14 protein-coding genes and 2 pseudogenes are annotated in these 17,352 nt (G+C 54.2%); 4 read left to right on the forward strand and 12 right to left on the reverse strand.

What is annotated here, in order from left to right; all coding sequences use genetic code 11:
• Positions 1 to 10: 10 nt before the first annotated feature.
• A complete protein-coding gene (locus ACG98I_RS04010; protein ID WP_394718580.1) occupies positions 11 to 1,255 on the reverse strand; it encodes a PLP-dependent aminotransferase family protein in 1,245 nt (414 codons plus the stop codon).
• 386 nt (positions 1,256 to 1,641) lie between these two features.
• On the opposite strand from ACG98I_RS04010, the gene ACG98I_RS04015 reads away from it, so the two are divergent.
• On the forward strand, positions 1,642 to 3,540 hold the full coding sequence (locus ACG98I_RS04015) for a BCCT family transporter (protein WP_394718582.1): 1,899 nt from the start codon (positions 1,642 to 1,644) through the stop codon (positions 3,538 to 3,540).
• Between the two features lie 108 nt (positions 3,541 to 3,648).
• Here ACG98I_RS04015 and ACG98I_RS04020 read toward each other — a convergent pair.
• The 3 genes and pseudogenes from ACG98I_RS04020 to ACG98I_RS04030 form a co-directional block, all read right to left on the reverse strand.
• A pseudogene (locus ACG98I_RS04020) lies at positions 3,649 to 3,945 on the reverse strand (hydroxyquinol 1,2-dioxygenase); the annotation flags it as partial.
• A gap of 54 nt (positions 3,946 to 3,999) precedes the next feature.
• On the reverse strand, positions 4,000 to 4,548 hold the full coding sequence (locus ACG98I_RS04025; protein ID WP_394718584.1) for an OsmC family protein: 549 nt from the start codon (positions 4,546 to 4,548) through the stop codon (positions 4,000 to 4,002).
• A 76-nt stretch (positions 4,549 to 4,624) separates the two neighbouring features.
• Positions 4,625 to 6,601 (reverse strand): FAD/NAD(P)-binding protein, encoded by a 1,977-nt coding sequence (locus ACG98I_RS04030; RefSeq protein WP_394718586.1) that lies wholly within the window; start codon positions 6,599 to 6,601, stop codon positions 4,625 to 4,627.
• Between the two features lie 500 nt (positions 6,602 to 7,101).
• Between ACG98I_RS04030 and ACG98I_RS04035 the strand changes: the two genes are divergently transcribed.
• Positions 7,102 to 7,854: a TSUP family transporter gene (locus ACG98I_RS04035; protein ID WP_394718588.1), complete on the forward strand. Its 753-nt coding sequence runs from the start codon at positions 7,102 to 7,104 to the stop codon at positions 7,852 to 7,854.
• On the opposite strand, the gene ACG98I_RS04040 is transcribed toward ACG98I_RS04035, so the two are convergent.
• The gene (locus tag ACG98I_RS04040; RefSeq protein WP_394718590.1) at positions 7,838 to 8,026 is read right to left on the reverse strand and encodes a hypothetical protein; all 189 of its coding nucleotides are present in this window, start codon (positions 8,024 to 8,026) and stop codon (positions 7,838 to 7,840) included. The genes ACG98I_RS04035 and ACG98I_RS04040 overlap by 17 nt on opposite strands.
• A 320-nt stretch (positions 8,027 to 8,346) precedes the next feature.
• On the reverse strand, positions 8,347 to 9,108 hold the full coding sequence (locus ACG98I_RS04045) for a GntR family transcriptional regulator (RefSeq protein WP_394718592.1): 762 nt from the start codon (positions 9,106 to 9,108) through the stop codon (positions 8,347 to 8,349).
• Positions 9,109 to 9,578: 470 nt separating this feature from the next.
• On the opposite strand from ACG98I_RS04045, the pseudogene ACG98I_RS04050 reads away from it, so the two are divergent.
• Positions 9,579 to 10,133, forward strand: a pseudogene (locus tag ACG98I_RS04050) (PfkB family carbohydrate kinase); the annotation flags it as partial.
• Between the two features lie 44 nt (positions 10,134 to 10,177).
• Positions 10,178 to 10,456: a PhnE/PtxC family ABC transporter permease gene (locus tag ACG98I_RS04055; protein WP_394718594.1), complete on the forward strand. Its 279-nt coding sequence runs from the start codon at positions 10,178 to 10,180 to the stop codon at positions 10,454 to 10,456.
• Positions 10,457 to 10,463: 7 nt separating this feature from the next.
• Here ACG98I_RS04055 and ACG98I_RS04060 read toward each other — a convergent pair whose 3' ends face one another.
• From ACG98I_RS04060 to ACG98I_RS04085, 6 genes are all read right to left on the reverse strand, one after another.
• Entirely contained in the window at positions 10,464 to 11,384 is a 921-nt protein-coding gene (locus ACG98I_RS04060) for an ornithine cyclodeaminase family protein (protein WP_394718596.1), read from the reverse strand.
• Between the two features lie 84 nt (positions 11,385 to 11,468).
• Positions 11,469 to 14,591, reverse strand: coding sequence for a DUF3427 domain-containing protein (locus ACG98I_RS04065; RefSeq protein ID WP_394718598.1), 3,123 nt, complete (start codon positions 14,589 to 14,591; stop codon positions 11,469 to 11,471).
• Positions 14,588 to 14,980: a (deoxy)nucleoside triphosphate pyrophosphohydrolase gene (locus ACG98I_RS04070; protein ID WP_394718600.1), complete on the reverse strand. Its 393-nt coding sequence runs from the start codon at positions 14,978 to 14,980 to the stop codon at positions 14,588 to 14,590. The genes ACG98I_RS04065 and ACG98I_RS04070 overlap by 4 nt, the downstream gene beginning before the upstream one ends.
• A gap of 64 nt (positions 14,981 to 15,044) precedes the next feature.
• A complete protein-coding gene (gene rbsD, locus ACG98I_RS04075) occupies positions 15,045 to 15,437 on the reverse strand; it encodes a D-ribose pyranase (protein ID WP_394718602.1) in 393 nt (130 codons plus the stop codon).
• Positions 15,430 to 16,341: a ribokinase gene (locus tag ACG98I_RS04080; protein ID WP_394718604.1), complete on the reverse strand. Its 912-nt coding sequence runs from the start codon at positions 16,339 to 16,341 to the stop codon at positions 15,430 to 15,432. Before ACG98I_RS04080 ends, rbsD begins: the two co-directional genes overlap by 8 nt.
• A 10-nt stretch (positions 16,342 to 16,351) precedes the next feature.
• Positions 16,352 to 17,296: a D-ribose ABC transporter substrate-binding protein gene (locus ACG98I_RS04085; RefSeq protein ID WP_394718606.1), complete on the reverse strand. Its 945-nt coding sequence runs from the start codon at positions 17,294 to 17,296 to the stop codon at positions 16,352 to 16,354.
• Positions 17,297 to 17,352: the final 56 nt, after the last annotated feature.

Below are 17,352 nucleotides of genomic sequence, written 5' to 3' on the forward strand. Positions count from 1 at the left end.
CGGGGACTGTTTAAGCCACGGATTCAACGCTCTTTTCTGCCAAACCCTGCGTGAGGATAGCGCCCAATCGGCGTGCACCTTCCCGCAGGGTTTCTTCATCCACCTGTGAATACGCCAGGCGCAGCGAGTGCCGCCCGCGGCCATCGAGGAAGAATGCGGTGCCGGGGATGTACAGGATGCCTTCATCCATGGCAGCATCCAAAAGCGTTGGGGTATCAAGGGCTTCTGGCACATCCACCCAGATGAAGAATCCGCCTTGTGGGGTATTCCACGTGCATCCGGCCGGTAGGAATTCGTGCAACGCCGCGTCCAGTGCTTTCGCGCGGGAAGCGTACATGTCCACATTTGCTGCAACGACCGATTTCCAGTTCACATCGCGCAAATAGGCGTGCGCAATTGCTTGGCTTAACGGGGATGGACAAATAGCCGAAGCTTCCGCCGCGGGCACAAGGCTTGCGTGGACCATCGCCGGCGCGTCAGCCCAGCCAATGCGAATGCCAGGAGAGAAGATTTTCGATAGTGAGCCCAAGTAAATGACATTTTCTGGGTCAATCATGCGCAGCGTCGGTGGGGCTTTGACCCCGAAGTTGATCTGGCCATAGGGGTTATCTTCAATAATGACAATCTCATTTTCGCGACAGATGCGCGCTATATCTATCCGGCGCTGATGTGACATCATGACCCCGCCGGGATTGGCGAAATTGGGAACCAAATACAGCAACTTGATATCGGATTCCATCTTCCGCGCAGTGTTTATCGCCTTCTCCAATGCAGCAATCGTGATGCCCTCGGAATCGCCGTCGAGCTGATCCACGCGGGCTTCCATGACCGCAAACACATTGAGCGCGCCAGAATAGGTGGGCGCAGCAGCAAGAACCGTATCACCCTTATTGAGGAATAGCTTTGCAATGAGATCGAGAGACATCTGCGAACCCGAAGTAATAATGATGTCTTCCGGGCTGGTGTCGATGCCCTCGCGCCGCATGATTTTCATGATCTCTTCTACCAGGCCGGGTTGGCCCACCGAGGTACCGTACTGCAATGCTTCTGCGCCGTGTTTAGCTACGACATCATGAGTGATCGAAGAGATGTCATCCCACGGCAGGTGGGTGAGCTCTGGGTTGCCACCGGCTAGAGAAATGACATCCGGGTCCATCTCCATTTCAAATACTGCGCGGATCGGTGAGGGCGCAAAGAATTGCGCGCGCGATGCAAAGCGCTTATTAAGCGGGAGTGGGGAAGTGCGATGCGACATGATGACCATCCTTCGAAAATCTAGCCAGCACCAGTGGTGGCGGTGCGTGCATATGTGACCTGCGCCATGGGTGGGCGCCCTTGATTTCATGCTAGTCAACCTGAAGTGGGAAAATCCCAAAATCCCAAGACCGGTGAGCTAATCAAAACGCGGGAATTGCATAAAGATTTTGTAAATTAATCACTTCACTAACATTAACCCTGCATAAGGGGGTCTAAAGGGTGGTGAAAAGCTGTGTTTACCAGTGTGAATCATCGACTGTTGTCGTAAATATATCGCACGCTTAATGGTGTAAATAACCGCCCGATTTTATTATGTGCATGACGTGGCTACCCTCATGTTGGGTGACATGGGTTACACGATTGGAATTGTTGAACTACTGTGGCATGTGTTCTTTGTCCCTATTAGGAAAGTTAACTTACGTGACTACCTCTCAATCCCAATCCAAAAAGACGCCTGTGAGTTCACAGGCGGATAAAGAGGATCCGCCGAAGAAGAATTTCCTCGGACTGAAATCTGACCCCGTGGTGTTCTGGGTTTCCGCCGGATTCATTGTGATCTTCGTGGCTGTGACTCTTGTATTCGGCGCGAGTGCCCGAGACGTTTATGCGAATATCTCTGGCTGGATTCTTGAAAACCTCGGCTGGATGTACATCGGTGGCTATTCCCTATTCTTTATTTTCTTGATTGTCATCTTTGTGTCCAAGTACGGAAACCTGCGGCTGGGCGATGATGACGGTGAAGCTGAATACTCACTGCCTGTTTGGTTCGCCATGCTGTTCGCCGCAGGCTTGGGCGCAACCCTGATGTTCTGGGGTGCGGCTGAGCCACTGCACCACTCCTTCAACCCGCCGCGTGGTGATTTTGCGCCGATGAGCCAAGAAGCCGTCGAGCAAGCATTTGATTTCACCTACTACCACTTCGCTGCGCACATGTGGGTGCCTTTCGTGCTGCCTGGTCTGGCTCTGGGCTACTTCATTTATAAGCGCAAGATGCCTGCTCGTTTGTCTTCTACCTTCTCGCCACTTCTTGGCCGCAAGGTCTATGAGTGGCCAGGCAAACTGATTGATGCGCTGTCCATCATCGGTACCGTATTTGGCCTCGCAGTCTCCGTAGGTCTCGGTGTGCTGCAGATTAACGCCGGCATGAACATTATGTGGGACGTCCCGCTGATTTCTACGGTAGAGCTCGGCATCATCGTGGCTATCACCATCGCGGCATCTATTTCCGTAGCATCCGGTTTGGATAAGGGCATTAAGATTCTGTCCAATCTCAACATCGGTGCCGCTATCGTTCTCATGTTCTTTGTTCTGCTCATGGGCCCAACTCTGACGCTGCTACGTCATACCGTGGAATCCTTTGGCGCCTATGGTTCTTCGCTTCCGGAGCTGATGTTTTGGTCGGATTCCTTTGCAGAAAACCCTGAATGGCAGGGCAGCTGGACCGTGTTCTACTGGGCATGGACCATCTGCTGGGGACCATTCGTTGGTATGTTCATCGCACGAATTTCCCGTGGCCGTTCTGTCCGTGAATTCATCGGTGGTGTGTTAGGCCTGCCAACCATCTTCGTGTTGATTTGGTTCTCCATCTTCGGTCGCGCTGCCATCGATATGGAACAAAATGATCCCGGCGTGCTGACCGGGCCAGTGGTGGAAGACGGTAATACTCCGGTCGCGCTCTTCGCGCTCTTGGAGCAGTACCCGCTCTACGCCATTTCCGGTACCTTGGCAGTATTCGTGATTATCATCTTCTTCGTGACCTCCATTGACTCTGCGGCCCTGGTGATGGACTCCTTCGCCACCGGCGATGAAAATAAGTCTCCGGTTTACTACCGCATTGGTTGGGCCGTGGCGGTTGGCGTTGTCACCGCAGCGCTGCTGTTTATTAATGACTCAGGCATTGCCGCCATTCAGGAAGTAGTCATCATTGTGGCACTGCCGTTTTTCGTGATGCTCTTCCTTATGATGTTCTCCTTGATGAAGGCAATGAGCGATGACTATGCAGCTGAACGCCGTATTACCACGCGTCAGTGGGATAAGACCGATAGTCCTGAGAAGCTGGAGGAGCACGAATCCCGTCCAGCACCTGGCTATGACGAAGATGGCAATCCGCTGGATGTTCCTGAATTGGAATATGACGAGGATGGTCGTGTCCACATTCCCGGTCACTTCGTGGTTGATGGTGACGTCTACGTCGGCGGCGATGTCGACAGTGACTATGAGCCAGAAACCCCAGTGGAAGATGGTGAGTCTACTGGCTCCAACCCTAATGATTCTGGCAAGTAGCTTGAGACTACTCAGGACATAACAACAGTAAGGTGGGGTCTCATTTCCGTTTAGGAAAGAGACCCCACCTTACTGTTCGGAGTGTTAATTATTGATTGTCCGCAACCACTAGGCTTCCGCAGGAGCAAGCACGATATCGAAGCGGCACTTAGTCCAGGTCTTATCGCCCAAGTCGCGTCCGTCAGGAGTAGGGGAATCAGCCGGTTGTTCCTCAAACTTCTTAATCAAAGAATCCTTGACACCAAAGACAGAGTCGCCAATTGCTAGCTGCGCGTCGCCGTCGACAAAGATGTGGGTAACAAGCGTGCGAAGGTTGTCAGCATTAACCATAAAATGCGGGTGAGCAGCTGAAACGGGGGAGCGTCCCACAGAACCCAGCATCTTACCGACTGGACCGTCATGCGGGTGGGCAAGTCTATTTACCCAAGCCAACCGTTGGCGCCCCCGAATAGTCAGCTACTAGACCAGCTTGTGGGTCAGGTTTGCCGGACGGGTGTAGGTGTTCACCACTGGGGACCACTGGATTGCGTCATCAACAATCTTCTGCAGGGTCTCACGGTCAGCATCGCCATCCAGATCAATGCTGACGTTCACGTCGGAAACGCCAGGGCGCTTGTCATCGTTGATATCACCAACGCCCCAGACTGGAGAAACGTCAATGTTGGACTCAATATCAATATCAATCTTGGTCAAGGTCACGCCACGGTGGGTGGCAATAGCCTGGATACCAACGGAGATACATGCAGCAAGTCCAGCCTGAGCAATCTCGGTTGGGTTTGGTGCGGAGTCATCACCCAGAAGTGCTGGTGGCTCAGAAACCAGAACTGGCTTCAGGTCGCGCACCTGGGTGTAGTTGCGGAAGTGGCCGTCAGCCTCAGTGTGAGTCTTGATGACCTTCTTGCCGCCCTCAGGGTTATCGATATTCTTCTGGCGCAGTGATGCCAGCTTGTCCTTATTGATTGGCTCGAGTGCTTCACCAGCATTGTGGTTTGGAGTTAGATCAGACATGTAAATCTCCTTCTTGATTGGTAGACGGTCACCACTGTAGTCCTAGTGGTCAATTTTTTCTAGACAGCTTGGTATATTAATTTTCGGCAAGCGCGATCTTCACCGCACTCGTCGCGGCCTTATCCGCTTCCTGGATAAACCACGAGTCAGTGCCCGGAATCGGTGGCGAAATCGTGGTGTCCGGATACTGCGCGTGAGCTGGGATTCCAACGAAATGCAGACGTGGATCTTCCTCGCCGGTCTCATTACGTACGCGCCGGGTGTGCGGATCCTGCGCTACCGACGCAGTTGGCAATTCCGTGCCATCCTCTGATAATTCGGTGAATGGAACTACACGCTTTTCATCCACCAGGTCCTTGGTGAAGGAATCAATCGGTGCTTTGCGGATATCTGGCTTGTGTACCCAGGCATCGAAGAGCGTGGTGCCGCGGTATCGTACGCCACCGGAAGACTGGGAGCTCATGGTCCACTCACCGGTGCTGCGGTCGGTATCCAGCAGCGGGTAGCCGCCGATGAATTTCACCACGCCGGCATCTACCAGCGCCATCAACTGGCGCGTGCGGAAGATCGGTGGGCCCGAGCATGCCAGCTGTGCCAAGGCGATGGCTTTATCAAACATGTGGTGGCGCGATTCGACGGTGTAGCGGCCTTCAGCACCGAGCACCTGGGTGGGCTTGCGGGAGAATCCCAAAGACCAGAGCGCTGCACGAACCGGGCTGTCCTGGCCAGCAGCCGCCTCATTCAGGTCTTCTTCCATACGCTGCATGAGATAAGCCGTGAGTTCTTCGGAATTATCGAAGTTTGCGGGCAGAAGGTGCATCCAACGCAGCAAAGTAAACCGCTTGGTGGTGTGCTCTTCAATCACAGCGTCCATGGCTGAAATGCCGTTGAAGACAACGCTGGCATCCACCTCGGCATCGTCAAGCGCTTGCACCAGCGTATCCAAGTCAGTCTTGATAGCTTCCGGCTCCACGCGCGCCAAGGTTTTTGCATAGGCGTGGTAAGCGTCGCGCAAAACAGCCGGCCAGACTTCAACGTCATAGTCGATGGACCGCTTGCCGCTTCGCGATGACAACTCGGCAACGACCTTCTTCAACCGTGGAATCTCCGCTGCTGGTGGCAGGCCACCATCATCGGATTGTGGCATGAATGGGTATCCACGCCGGGAGCTGGCGTAATAGGTTGGTTCCTTGCCCGTTGGGATATAGCGGACCCCGCCGCGTGCAGAAGGATCTTCCATAAACTCACCCCCGCGTTCTTGCGTGGTCAAAATCAGGATGTCGAAAAATCCCATGCCTAGACCACGTGACACGACGGTTTCGTTGTCCTCGATCAGGGAAATATCCTGCTCAATGGGGTTGTCTGCGCGGATCCATTTCAGGTCAGGGTGGTCTTCTAAGGTCTGCTTAATCCACTGCTCTTGTCCGCCCAGTCCCTGCGTCTGCCAGCCGGTTACGGCAATGGTCGCCGAGGCTTCTACAGATTCGCCATTATTCAAGACAATGACGTCATGGTCGCCCTTATCTTGAATCTCAGTCGCACGTGCCTGATGGCTATGCACCGTCACCCAGTCCGGAACATCCGTCAAAATGGAGCGGTAAACCCACTGCAGATAAAAGCCATACAGCGCGCGCAGGGGATAGGACGCCGGCTTAAGCTCTTCGAGCTCCTCATCGCTAAAGCGCTCAGATAGGTCATCACCCAGCGGGTGCTTCTCCACATAAGCGCGCTTCTCCGCGGACACCTCTTCATCATGTCCCAGGTGCAGGCGCACCCACTCATAGATAGTTGGTCCTTCAACCACCGGCGCTTCCACCGTGGAGCCTGGCTCTGAAAACAGCGTCATGCCATGCGCAAATGTGTTCATGCACAGGGCCTTCGTCTGCTGGGTATCCCACACGCGTCCGCCACCATGCTGGGAATCATCAATCAAATGCAGGTGGAACTCCTGCGGCGGTGTTGTCACCGCATTAAAGTGCGCGATGAGCCGCTCAAGCGTGGATACCCCGCGTGGGCCCAGCCCGATAATCGCTATTGAAGGCGAAGTTGGCATATAAGTTTCATCCCTAAATTCATAGACTATGAAGTCCGTCGATTTCTCCTCCTGAATATACCACTCTGTCTATTAGAATTAGTAGGAGCGGTTCATTTCCGTGAGGATAAGGGGTGCGATCTCCTGCGCGCTTATCCGCATAGCCTGCATGAGCAAGTAGCCGCTGGGCGATATTCAAGCATTGCATGGCGAATATAAATGACGGGTCACATCGACCTTTGAATAAAAATGATGCCACCATGGATGGGCTTGCCAGCAACGGAAAATTTGGAGCAGTTCTCCGTTTGAGTCTCTTCTCTGCATATGCGGAGGTATATTTTTGGATCAGCGCTAGGTAGTTGTTGTTCGCATATCGATTTTAAATTCCCCTCCATGAGGTCCCTAGATTTTGCGTTCTGGCCTAGGGTGTAGGCATTTGATTGCGCAGGAGCGTTTGGTTTAGCAACGAGAGTCTTTACTCAAATAGGAGAAGAACATAGCACCGCTTATGCTAAGTCCTTGTGTTAACCGTTGCCATCGTTATTCTTTCCGCAATCCTCATTGGAGCTTTCTTCCAGCGCATCACCGGTCTGGGCGTCGGCCTCGTAGGCGGGCCAGTGCTTTCTATGTTCCTAGGGCCAGTCGCTGGTATCACCATGGTCAACGGACTTTCGATCATCAACGCTGTCAACAATGCCTGGGCGGTCAGGAAGCGAACCGATTGGCGGAAGTTTGGTCTGATTTCAGCAGCTTTGGTTTTGGGATCGTTGCCGGCGGTGGCAGTGATTTACTTCGTTGAAGGTCCTTGGCTACTGATTGCCATTGGTGTGCTGGTGCTCCTTGGCCTAGGAGTATCGCTTTTTCCGACTGAAAAATTCAATGTCTCACCGGAGTCAAAAGGCCCGCTCTTGGGATTCGGAATGTCGGCAGGATTTATGTCCACCATCGCTGGCATCGCAGGGCCATCATTGACGATCTATGCGCGAATTACTGATTGGGATTACCGCGATTTCGTTGCCACGCTGCACCCGGTTTTGGTTGTGGCAAACTCCCTTTCTTTCCTGCTGAAGCTTCTGCTCTTAGGCGCTGTGGATTTCTCTGGCACGCCGATCTGGCTGTGGATCCTAGGAATCGCGATGCTGTTTGTCGGTGCTTGGCTCGGCGACAAAGTAAACGACAAAATCTCGAGCCCAATGGCGCGCAAGCTAGCAACACTCTTGGCTGCTGCAGGTGCCGCCGCAGTTCTGATCCGTGGGATTATGCAGTTAGCGTAGGTTCCAAAGTCTTGCGCGAGCGCCAAATTCCATCGAAACCAAGCAACGCTAGTGCACATGCAAGCAAGTAATAGGCGATGGCATCGGTGCTATTAAGGGCTTCGTCGAGCATCAAAACGGCAACGAAAAGCAGAATCGGTTCACCATAGCTCAGCAAACCGAAAATTGGCATGCTCAGTAAGAGTGATGCAGCTAGATAGGGTGCCATGGCAACTGAGCCGGAAGGACCAGCACAAATAATAAGATATGTATGTCGTGGTCGAGCGTTTCCGGGATAGCGAACAATAGCCCAATGGCGACGGGGCTTAAAACGATCATCTCAGCGCCGTAGCAGAATGCACTCTAAAATCAGAACAGCCGCTAAACCTCCGTCGTGGAGATTCCGTGTATGTGAGCAGGACCTTAAACTTGCTGGTGTTGCTCCAGGGCACCAGCAGCACAAAGACCTAGCACTCGCCCTCCATCGGGATGGTAGGTCTTCGCCCTTTGGGACTAGCGCGCTACCAAGGTGGTTTCGAAGTCGTACATATCGGGGCGGTAGCAGTGGTTACCCAACTCAATGACCTGGCCCGAATTATCGAGGGCGACGCGCTCGACGGTCAGAAGCGGGCCGCCGTCATCAACGCTCAGCAGGCGGCTTTCATCACCGACTGCGCGCCGGGCGCCAATCTTCTGATTCGCGATCTTCAGGATTACACCGCGCTGGCGCAGGGCATCATAAAGACCACCATTTTCTAGCTCATCCAGAGTGACGTCATTGAAAGCCGGTGGAATGTGGTTCTCCAGAATCGCTACTGGAGTATCGCCGGTGGAGCGCACACGGCGGATAAAGAGCACCTCATCACCCACGGAGATCCCAAGCTTTTCTGCGATGGAAGAATTCGCAGCCATCAGGCGGTGTTCCAGCACATTCGTCTTTGGATCAAGCTTGGCATTCTTCAAGTCATTGAAGAAAGAGGTCAGCTCCACTGGGCGGGTTACGTGGCTTTGCACCACCTGCGTGCCCACGCCGCGATGACGCACCAGCAGACCCTTATCCACGACTTCCTGGATAGCACGGCGCACCGTGGGACGCGAAACACTCAAGTGCTTCGCCAGTGAAATCTCATTCTCCAGTCGCGCACCGGGAGGCAGTACGCCATCGCGAATGCCATTTTCTAGGCGCTGCGCAACCTGGAAGTACAGGGGGACTGGGCCATTGCGATCAAGGTCTTTGAAAAGCTCGGCCGGCCAGATGGGCGCGCTGGATGTCATGGGTGGGCTTCCTTCACTACTCGTCTATCAATCCGAATGTAATACATTAGGACAATTGAACAATATTGCCTCGATGATGATATGTCCAGTGTATGCGCGGATTGAGGACAGGGGATAATCGCTGTCAGGCGGCTTTATCATGCGGTTATGAGTTTTTGACACTATCACGCAGGGGCGCAATCCCGCAGTCGAACGCTGGAAAATGTGGGATTTGATAGCTGACAAACGGCCTTTGTTAGCTTGTTTCTCCGGTTTGAGCCGGCGATGCAAGGGGTTGGGCTGGGTGGGGTAGGGGGTCTGTATTAGGTCATTTAGGTGTTTGAGCTAGGGAAATTCTGGGAAAATTGCTCGAATCAAATTTCTTTGAAATAAACCCCTTGCGCCCAAACTGATATGTGCTATTGTCAGGACATGCGGCCGTGAGGGTCGCCACAATACATCTACTTTGAGTGAGAGGTTGCAGAAGTCTTATGGCGAATTTGACTAGCGCTCATGAAGTTCTGGCCATCGGCAGGCTTGGCGTGGACATCTATCCGCAACAGACCGGCGTTGGGCTGGAAGACGTTTCTTCTTTTGGTAAGTTCCTGGGCGGCTCCGCAGCGAATGTCTCGGTGGCGGCGGCACGGCATGGACGTAATTCCGCACTGTTGTCCCGCGTGGGCAATGATCCTTTGGGTAAGTACCTGCTGGATGAACTGGACCGCCTGGGTGTGGATAACCAGTACGTTGGCACGGACCCCACATATAAAACCCCGCTGACCTTGTGTGAAATCTTCCCACCGGATGATTTCCCGCTGTACTTCTATCGCGAGCCAAAGGCTCCGGATATGTGCATCAAATCTTCTGATGTCAGCTTGGAGGATGTCCGCGATGTCGACATCTTGTGGTTCACGCTCACCGGCTTAAGCGAAGAACCCAGCCGTAGCGCGCACCAGGAAATCCTCCAGACCCGCGCCCGCCGAGACCACACCATCGTGGACTTGGATTATCGCGACATGTTCTGGGAAGACAAGGCTGAAGAAACCCCGCCGATTCCATTGAAGAAACCGATGTCTAGGTTCAAACCGCGGTGGAAAGCGTTGGTGCGACTAAGAGCCAGGTATTCTCTGCCGCGACTATTCGCCAGGCTCTGCCAGCATTTGTCTCACACACGCTTTACCTATTCGATCACAATATTCGCGCAGCCACTCTGCTGGGGTTGGTGGGCGCCGGCGGTACTGGTTTCCAGCTGCTCAATGCATCACGAGTCAACCAATTCGACGTGGTCAGCTACATCCTCATTCTCATGGTGATAGTCATCTACGCCGTCGAATTAATCTCCATGTGGCTGCGCAAAGCAGTGAAATAGAAACTGCTTAAGCCTGATGCTTTGCGAAGATTGCTTCAGCCAAGACTAAGTCCTCCCAAGGCATTCCAGTAAACTTGAAGATGACCGGGGATTCACGGTTCAACTTCACATCACCGCGCACGACTTCGGCGAAAGATGCGATGGAGTCCTTGTTTAACGCGCCTTCATCGACCGCCTGAATGATATCGCCAGCTTCGCGGAATGCGGCGCCTTCTTCTTCCATAATGACTTGTGCGCGTCCCATGAGCTCGCCTGGCAGCTCACGCGCATCAGGGGAGTGCGAGCCGACTGCAACGATAATGGCATCAGAGCCCACATCGTCATTATCCAGCACTGGCTCTGGCGACGTCGTGGTGGTCAGAATGAGTTCTGCCTCTTGAACAGCGGCCTTCGCCTCATCCGAACCTACCTTTAGCCAATTCTCCAGTTCATCCGGCTGGGTGCGGCTTTGGAAGGTGATGTTTACATCGCGAATACCTTCGACGACTGACTTCACCGTTGCCGCATGGGCACGGCCTTGCTGACCTGTGCCCACGATGACCACGTTGAGTGGCTCAGAAGACTCCGTAATCAGATGCGCGATACCCGCCAGCGACACCGCCGGGGTGCGTAGGTTCGTCAGCGCAACACCATCAATGGTGCAGGTGGGTTGCAGCGTCGCCCCATCAAAAAGGGCATAGAGACCATTGACGCTGGGCACGCTTGGATCCGCGGTCTCACCGGGCACTGAGATTAGCTTGATACCGAATGCCGTCGGTGAGTTTGAGGGCATGAGCAGGAAACTACCATTAGTGATTTCACCGCTGGTGCGCGGCAGATCCGTGCTGGGATCAAAGCCCTGCTCGAGTACTGCGCGTAATGCATATACCGCGTCCTTCGGAGTCAGTGCTGCCGCGACCTGCTGGGAATCAATATGAGTAAGCGTCATCGTTGTGCCTTCCGCGATAGGAATCTAAGTCCCTTACCAGCCTATAAAAAGCGCGGCGGTGATGTTGTGAATTAACTTGAATGCTTAAGCCACTGTCCGGCCGTCAACGAAGACCTTCTTCGGCATTGAACGTTTCAAAGCCCATTCGAACTGGATGGGCTTTTCTCCGTGGTGGGAGACGTAATCAACTTTGCCGAGGAAGGTGTAGGCAGAGGCGGTGCCGACCTCATTGTCTTGGTGGAACCGGGTTGCCATCGCGATGGTGCTTCCGCGCTCTTTGTGGTGGATATAGCGCTGTCCAGCATCACTATCGAGCGAGGTACGACTTTGAGATTCCCAGTGTAAAAGCTCAGGCGAGATGGGGTAGTCGCGGTAATCGGTTGACGCGCTAATGCCCTCGCGCTTTTTGAAGGTCACCAAGAATAAATCTGTCTGAAGGCGGTTGATATAGCGAACGCCCTCACGCGGTAAGGACACCATTTTATTCAGTGGCTTAGTTTCCAAAGCACCCATGAGCTCAGCCAGGGAGTACTCGGCATGCGACAACAAGACGCTGACGTGTGATGACTGCGGAATGACGCGGGAGGCATTGATGGAATACTCCATGATGAGTCTCAGCTCCTTAGCCACAGCAGGATAGCGGCGAAGGATCTTCAATGCTGCTGGGAAGTCAGCGGGCAGGTTTGTTCTTTGACCCGCCCAGAAACTCAGCACCAGCATGCGGGCATAGGTCTTTTCCTCCTCACTCAAAACTTCAGGATCGGGACCTTGCGGATCCATCAGCCTTGAGTACATCTGCGCGCGGTGCCGGTCATTGATGTGCAGCATGGTGCGAAGTCTCTTCAACAGAAATTCTTCGGTCTCATCAGCACGGTCATCAAGGAGTTCAGCCTCGCGTAAGAATCTGGTCCAGGAATACTGATTAGAGCTGCGGGTCTTATAAATATCGCTGATGCTCACGCCAGCTTGATCCAAAAACTCTGATAAATCTGTGGTTCGTATATCGGCAACCAGAGCTTTGATTTTCTTTAGTGAGTTGCTAGCCGCGCTGCGAATATTGCGCAGCACCTGGTCTTGAGTGACAGCGTCCAGACTGATATTGGAACCCGCTGGCATGGAAGCAAAGCCTTGCTCGACTTCCCGTTCCAAGTTCTTGCCGCGCTTCTTCGTCAGCGCTTGGTAGCGATCGGTGAAATCAAATTGTTGGTGTTGTTGGCCAATAAAGTCCAAAACCACGCAGGAATCTTTGCCATTGGCAAGACGTAGGCCACGCCCGAGCTGCTGGATGAATAGCACCGGGGATTGCGAAGGGCGCAGGAGCAACAGGGTGTTGACCTCTGGGATATCAATGCCTTCATTGAAAAGATCGACTGAGAAGATCGTCTTTAACCTACCCTCACGCAGATCCCGAATGGCAGCTTCGCGTTCTGACGCAGGAGTCTGACCATGAATAGCCCGGGCAGGGAGCCCAAACTTAGTGAATTGCTGAGCCATGAAACGAGCGTGGTCGATGGAGACACAGAATCCGAGGGCGCGGAGGTTGGTGACGTCAATGACGCGCTTTTCAATCTCATTGATAATGAACTTCGTGCGTTTTTCACCGGCATGAATGTAGAGTTCGCTAAGCTCCCTCGTGTCGTAACCCTTCTTCGTGCGGCTCCACGTCAGACCGGTGAGGTCGGTGCCATCGGCGATGCCGTAATAGTGCATGGGCGTGAGCAGCTGAAGATGCAGAGCATCCCAGAGTCGCAGCTCATGGGCCACGCGATAGTTGAAGAACTTCTGCACATTCTCGCCATCAGTTCGCTCGGGGGTTGCGGTAAGGCCAAGCAGCTCCGTTGGTTGCAAATGGTCCAAAATGCGCTGGTAGGTGGATGCCTCAGCGTGGTGGAATTCATCAATGACCACAACGTCAAAACGATCCGGTGCGAGACCGTCTAAAACCTGCCTTTTCAACGATTGCACGCTGGCAAAAACATGCTCCCAGTCGCGGGGGCGTTCGCCGCCGACGAGCATTTCGCCGAATGATGAGTCTCTGAGTACCTCACGATAGGTGCGCTGAGCCTGTAGCAATATGCGTTTTTGGTGCGCAACGAATAACAGCCGCGGACGGCGGCCAATGTTCTCACACATCGCGCGGTAGTCTAGTGCAGCCACCACGGTCTTGCCGGTACCTGTTGCAGCAACCAAAAGATTACGGTGGATATCTTTGACCGTGCGCTCGGCTTCTAGTGACTCCAGCATTTCCTGCTGGTAGGGGTACGGTTCTACGTGCAGTCCGGAAAGCTCCAAGCGCTGCTGAGTCTTACCACCCGTGCGTGCCTCCGCCAGACTGCCCTCGAGCCTGCGAAAGTCTTTCTCTGGTGTGAAGGACTTGAAGTGATTATCGTGCCAGTATGAATCGAAGGTCTTGATGAATTTATCGATGATTTCTGGCGTCGTGGGACTAGAGCCGCGCACATTCCATTCCCAGCCATCGATGAGCGCCGAGCGGGACAGATTGGAACTACCGATGAATGCAGTATCGAATCCAGAATTACGCCGGAAAAGCCATGCCTTGGCATGTAAACGCGTGCTCTTGTGCTCATAACACACGCGAACCTCAGCACCATAGCGTTTGACCAGTGCTTCAACTGCGGTGGCCTCAGTAGCGCCGCAATACGTGGAGGTAATCACCCGCAATGGCACTTGATTATCGCGCAAGAATTCCAGCTGGTCACTGAGTACAGAAATGCCGGAGTTTTTCACAAAAGCACATAAAAGATCGACGGAATCGGCGGTCTTAATCTCGCGTGCCAACTCCGTTGACATGTTGGTCTCATCAACCGCATTGGTAAATAACGCAGTGGAATGAAATGGAACCGTGGGTAGCGCTGGTGGGGAAGCGAGCTCGGTATCCACAATGGCTGAGAGCAGTTCTTCTGAACTGATCGCTTCGTCCTCGCCTAAGACCGTGGTGATGGAATTGATGAGCGCCAACCGGTCTTCGGCGTTATCGAGCTCATTAAGCCTTTGCTCCAATACCCGAGCAATTCCGCGTGAGACCGCGGTCTGATAGCGGGAAGCTATGTCTTCATCAGCGCCCTTGGCAATGTGAATTCCGGCCTGAGGATGCCCAGCTTTGGTGTGCTCAAGGCGTTGGCGAATCCGCGCATTCACCGGGGTTTCATAGATTCCGAAAGGAAGTATTGAATCCTTGGGACTCATAGCAATGCCACTATCTTCTGGGCTGCAGGGATATCAGCGGGAGCCCATTTCAGTTCTCGAATCTCATCTGCTGTCACCCACCGGGCTTCATCGTGGTCGGTGAGAAGTGGTGTGCCTTCAGCGATAATGCAGAAGAACGTGGTCAGCTCAATGGTGGCGAAGTCATATTCATGCCTGGTCGTTGTTACTTCTTCACCGACATCAGCGGTAAGAGACAGTTCTTCGGCGATTTCGCGAATGAGCGCTTCTTTCGGTGTTTCACCGGATTCAATCTTTCCGCCGGGAAACTCCCAATATCCAGCCAAAGACTTTCCAGGAGCTTTACGGCAGGCAAGGATGGTATCGCCAGAGCGAAAAACGGCGCCCACAACGCGAATGACAGAACTCATTCTTACATTATGGGCGCAGGCTCCAGGGAGCGGCAATGCTTTACCCCCGGAGCTCGGGGTCTTACTAGAACGGCACTCCGCAGCGGAAGATGACGTTGGCAAAAGGCGTGGTATCGCCGGTGCGGATGATCAGCTTGGCATCGAAAAGCTGTGCTTTGAGCTCTTCGTGGCTAACGGTGCTGATGGCGGCATCGGAAAGCTTGCCTGTTTCCTGCACCAAAGAGGTGAACTCAGCCGAGCATTCCTCAGCAACGATAGCGCCTTCGACGACCAGCTCTGCCATGACTGCGCGCATCACATCTTCCATGCTTGGTAGACCAAACGTGACGGTCAGATCGACGACGGCGACATCTTCCGGAAGCGGCAGACCTGCATCCGCGAAGACGAAAGCATCCGTGTGGCCAAGGTAGGAGAGTGCTTCATTGAGCTGCGGGTTAATGAGTCCGCGTCTAAGCATTATCTACCTCCGGCAGAACATCAGCAGGCTGCGGATAAGACGCCTGCGCGCCATTGCCTTGGGTGGAGGTTGCGCCCACGCGCGCGGCGAAAGTCGCAGCGGTCACCAAGTCAGCACCTTCCAGCAGCTTTGCGCACAACGCACCGGCGAAAGCATCGCCCGCACCGGTGGTATCCACCGCGGTGACCTTCGGAGTTGGAATATCCGTCAGGCCATCCTTGGTGGCAACCAGCGCGCCCTGAGCGCCGAGCGTGAGGACAACGGAGTTGAAGCCGGCATCGATAAGCGCCTGCGCCAAATCACGAGGTTCCTCGGATGACGCCTGAAGCTGCAGTTGTTCCAGCACCAGACCCGCTTCGTGCTCATTTGCCAAGAGCGGATCGGCAGCCAGCAGCGCATCCTTGTCCACCTCAATAACCGGAGCCAAGTTGGTGATTACCCGGCCGGTGGCATTGGCAACGGCGGCCGCGAAACCATCGGCAGGAATCTCACCTTGCAGCAGAACAATCTCTGCATCCTTGACGGTGGCAGCTTTGGCATTGACGAAGTCCGCATCAACGTGCGCATTCGCGCCAGGGATGACCACGATGGTGTTTTCGCCATCATCGGAGACCGTAATGATGGCCAGGCCAGTGGTGTCATCGACTGTGGCTACATCATCCAAGTTCACACCGGATGCTTTGAGGTGCTCAAGAGCGGGCTCGACGTAAGGATCATTACCGACCGCGCCGACGAATTTCACGTCTGCGCCCAAGTAAGCAGCAGCGACAGCTTGATTCGCGCCCTTGCCACCCGCGGTGATGCCACCACCGGCACCCAGGAGGGTCTCACCCGGGTTCGGGTGGCGCGCCACGCGGGTGGTTAAGTCAGCGTTGATAGATCCGACAACAGTTAAGTTTCCCATTGCCCCGAACTTACTTGAACTCAGCGACGTTGTCGGCATTGACGGTGACAACCTCAACTGGGACCTCAGCCTCAGGGGTCTCATCATTCAAGATGGCAGCAGCCTGCTCAACAGCGCGTGCACCCAGCTCATCTGGCTGCTGAGCGATGGTGGCCTCCAAGGTGCCCTCCTCAACTGCGGCCAGACCATCAGCGGTGCCGTCGAAACCGAATACCTTGATTTCCTCGCCAGCTAAGCCGCCCAGAGCCTCAATCGCGCCGAGCGCCATCTCATCATTCTCAGCGAAGATAGCCTTGATATTCGGGTGGGCCTGCAGCAAGTTAGTGGTGACGTTGAGGCCTTCGGTGCGGTCGAAGTTTGCGGTCTGCTGAGCAACAACCTCAATGTCCGGGTAAGCCGCGATGCCTTCCTGGAAGCCCTGGCCGCGGTCACGGGATGCGGAGGAACCAGCAATGCCCTGCAGAACGAGGATTTCGCCTTCCTCACCAATGGCTGCCGCCAATTCTTCTGCAGCCTGCTTGCCGCCCGCTACGTTATCGGACGCGACGAAGGATGCGATGTCACCGGAGTTGGAGGAACGGTCCACGGCGATGACTGGGATTTCCGCGTTATTGAGCGATTCCACAGCAGAGCCCACGGCATCAGAGTCGGTGGGGTTAACAATGACGACATCAGCACCGGAGGTTTCTGCGTTGCGCAGCTGGTCAGCCTGGGTTGCAGCATCATCCGATGCATCCTGGATATCCAAGTTCAGACCCAGCTCATCGGCCTTTTCCTGTGCGCCGTCGCGCAGCTCAACGAAGAATGGGTTGGTCTGAGTGGACAGCGCCAGGGTGACAGAACCGCTTGCGCCTTCAGAGCTTTCGCCGCGGTTGCAGGCAACTGCTGCAAAAGATACGGCTGCGATGGACGTGATGGCCAGGGTCTTACGTGCGGTGGTGGAGAAGTTAAACATGGTGTGCTCCTTGAAGCGAAATAGAGATTTGGGAATAATGTTATTACAAGTTGTGG

The sequence above is a fragment of the Corynebacterium sp. L4757 genome, assembly GCF_043673995.1.
GTDB lineage: Bacteria > Actinomycetota > Actinomycetes > Mycobacteriales > Mycobacteriaceae > Corynebacterium.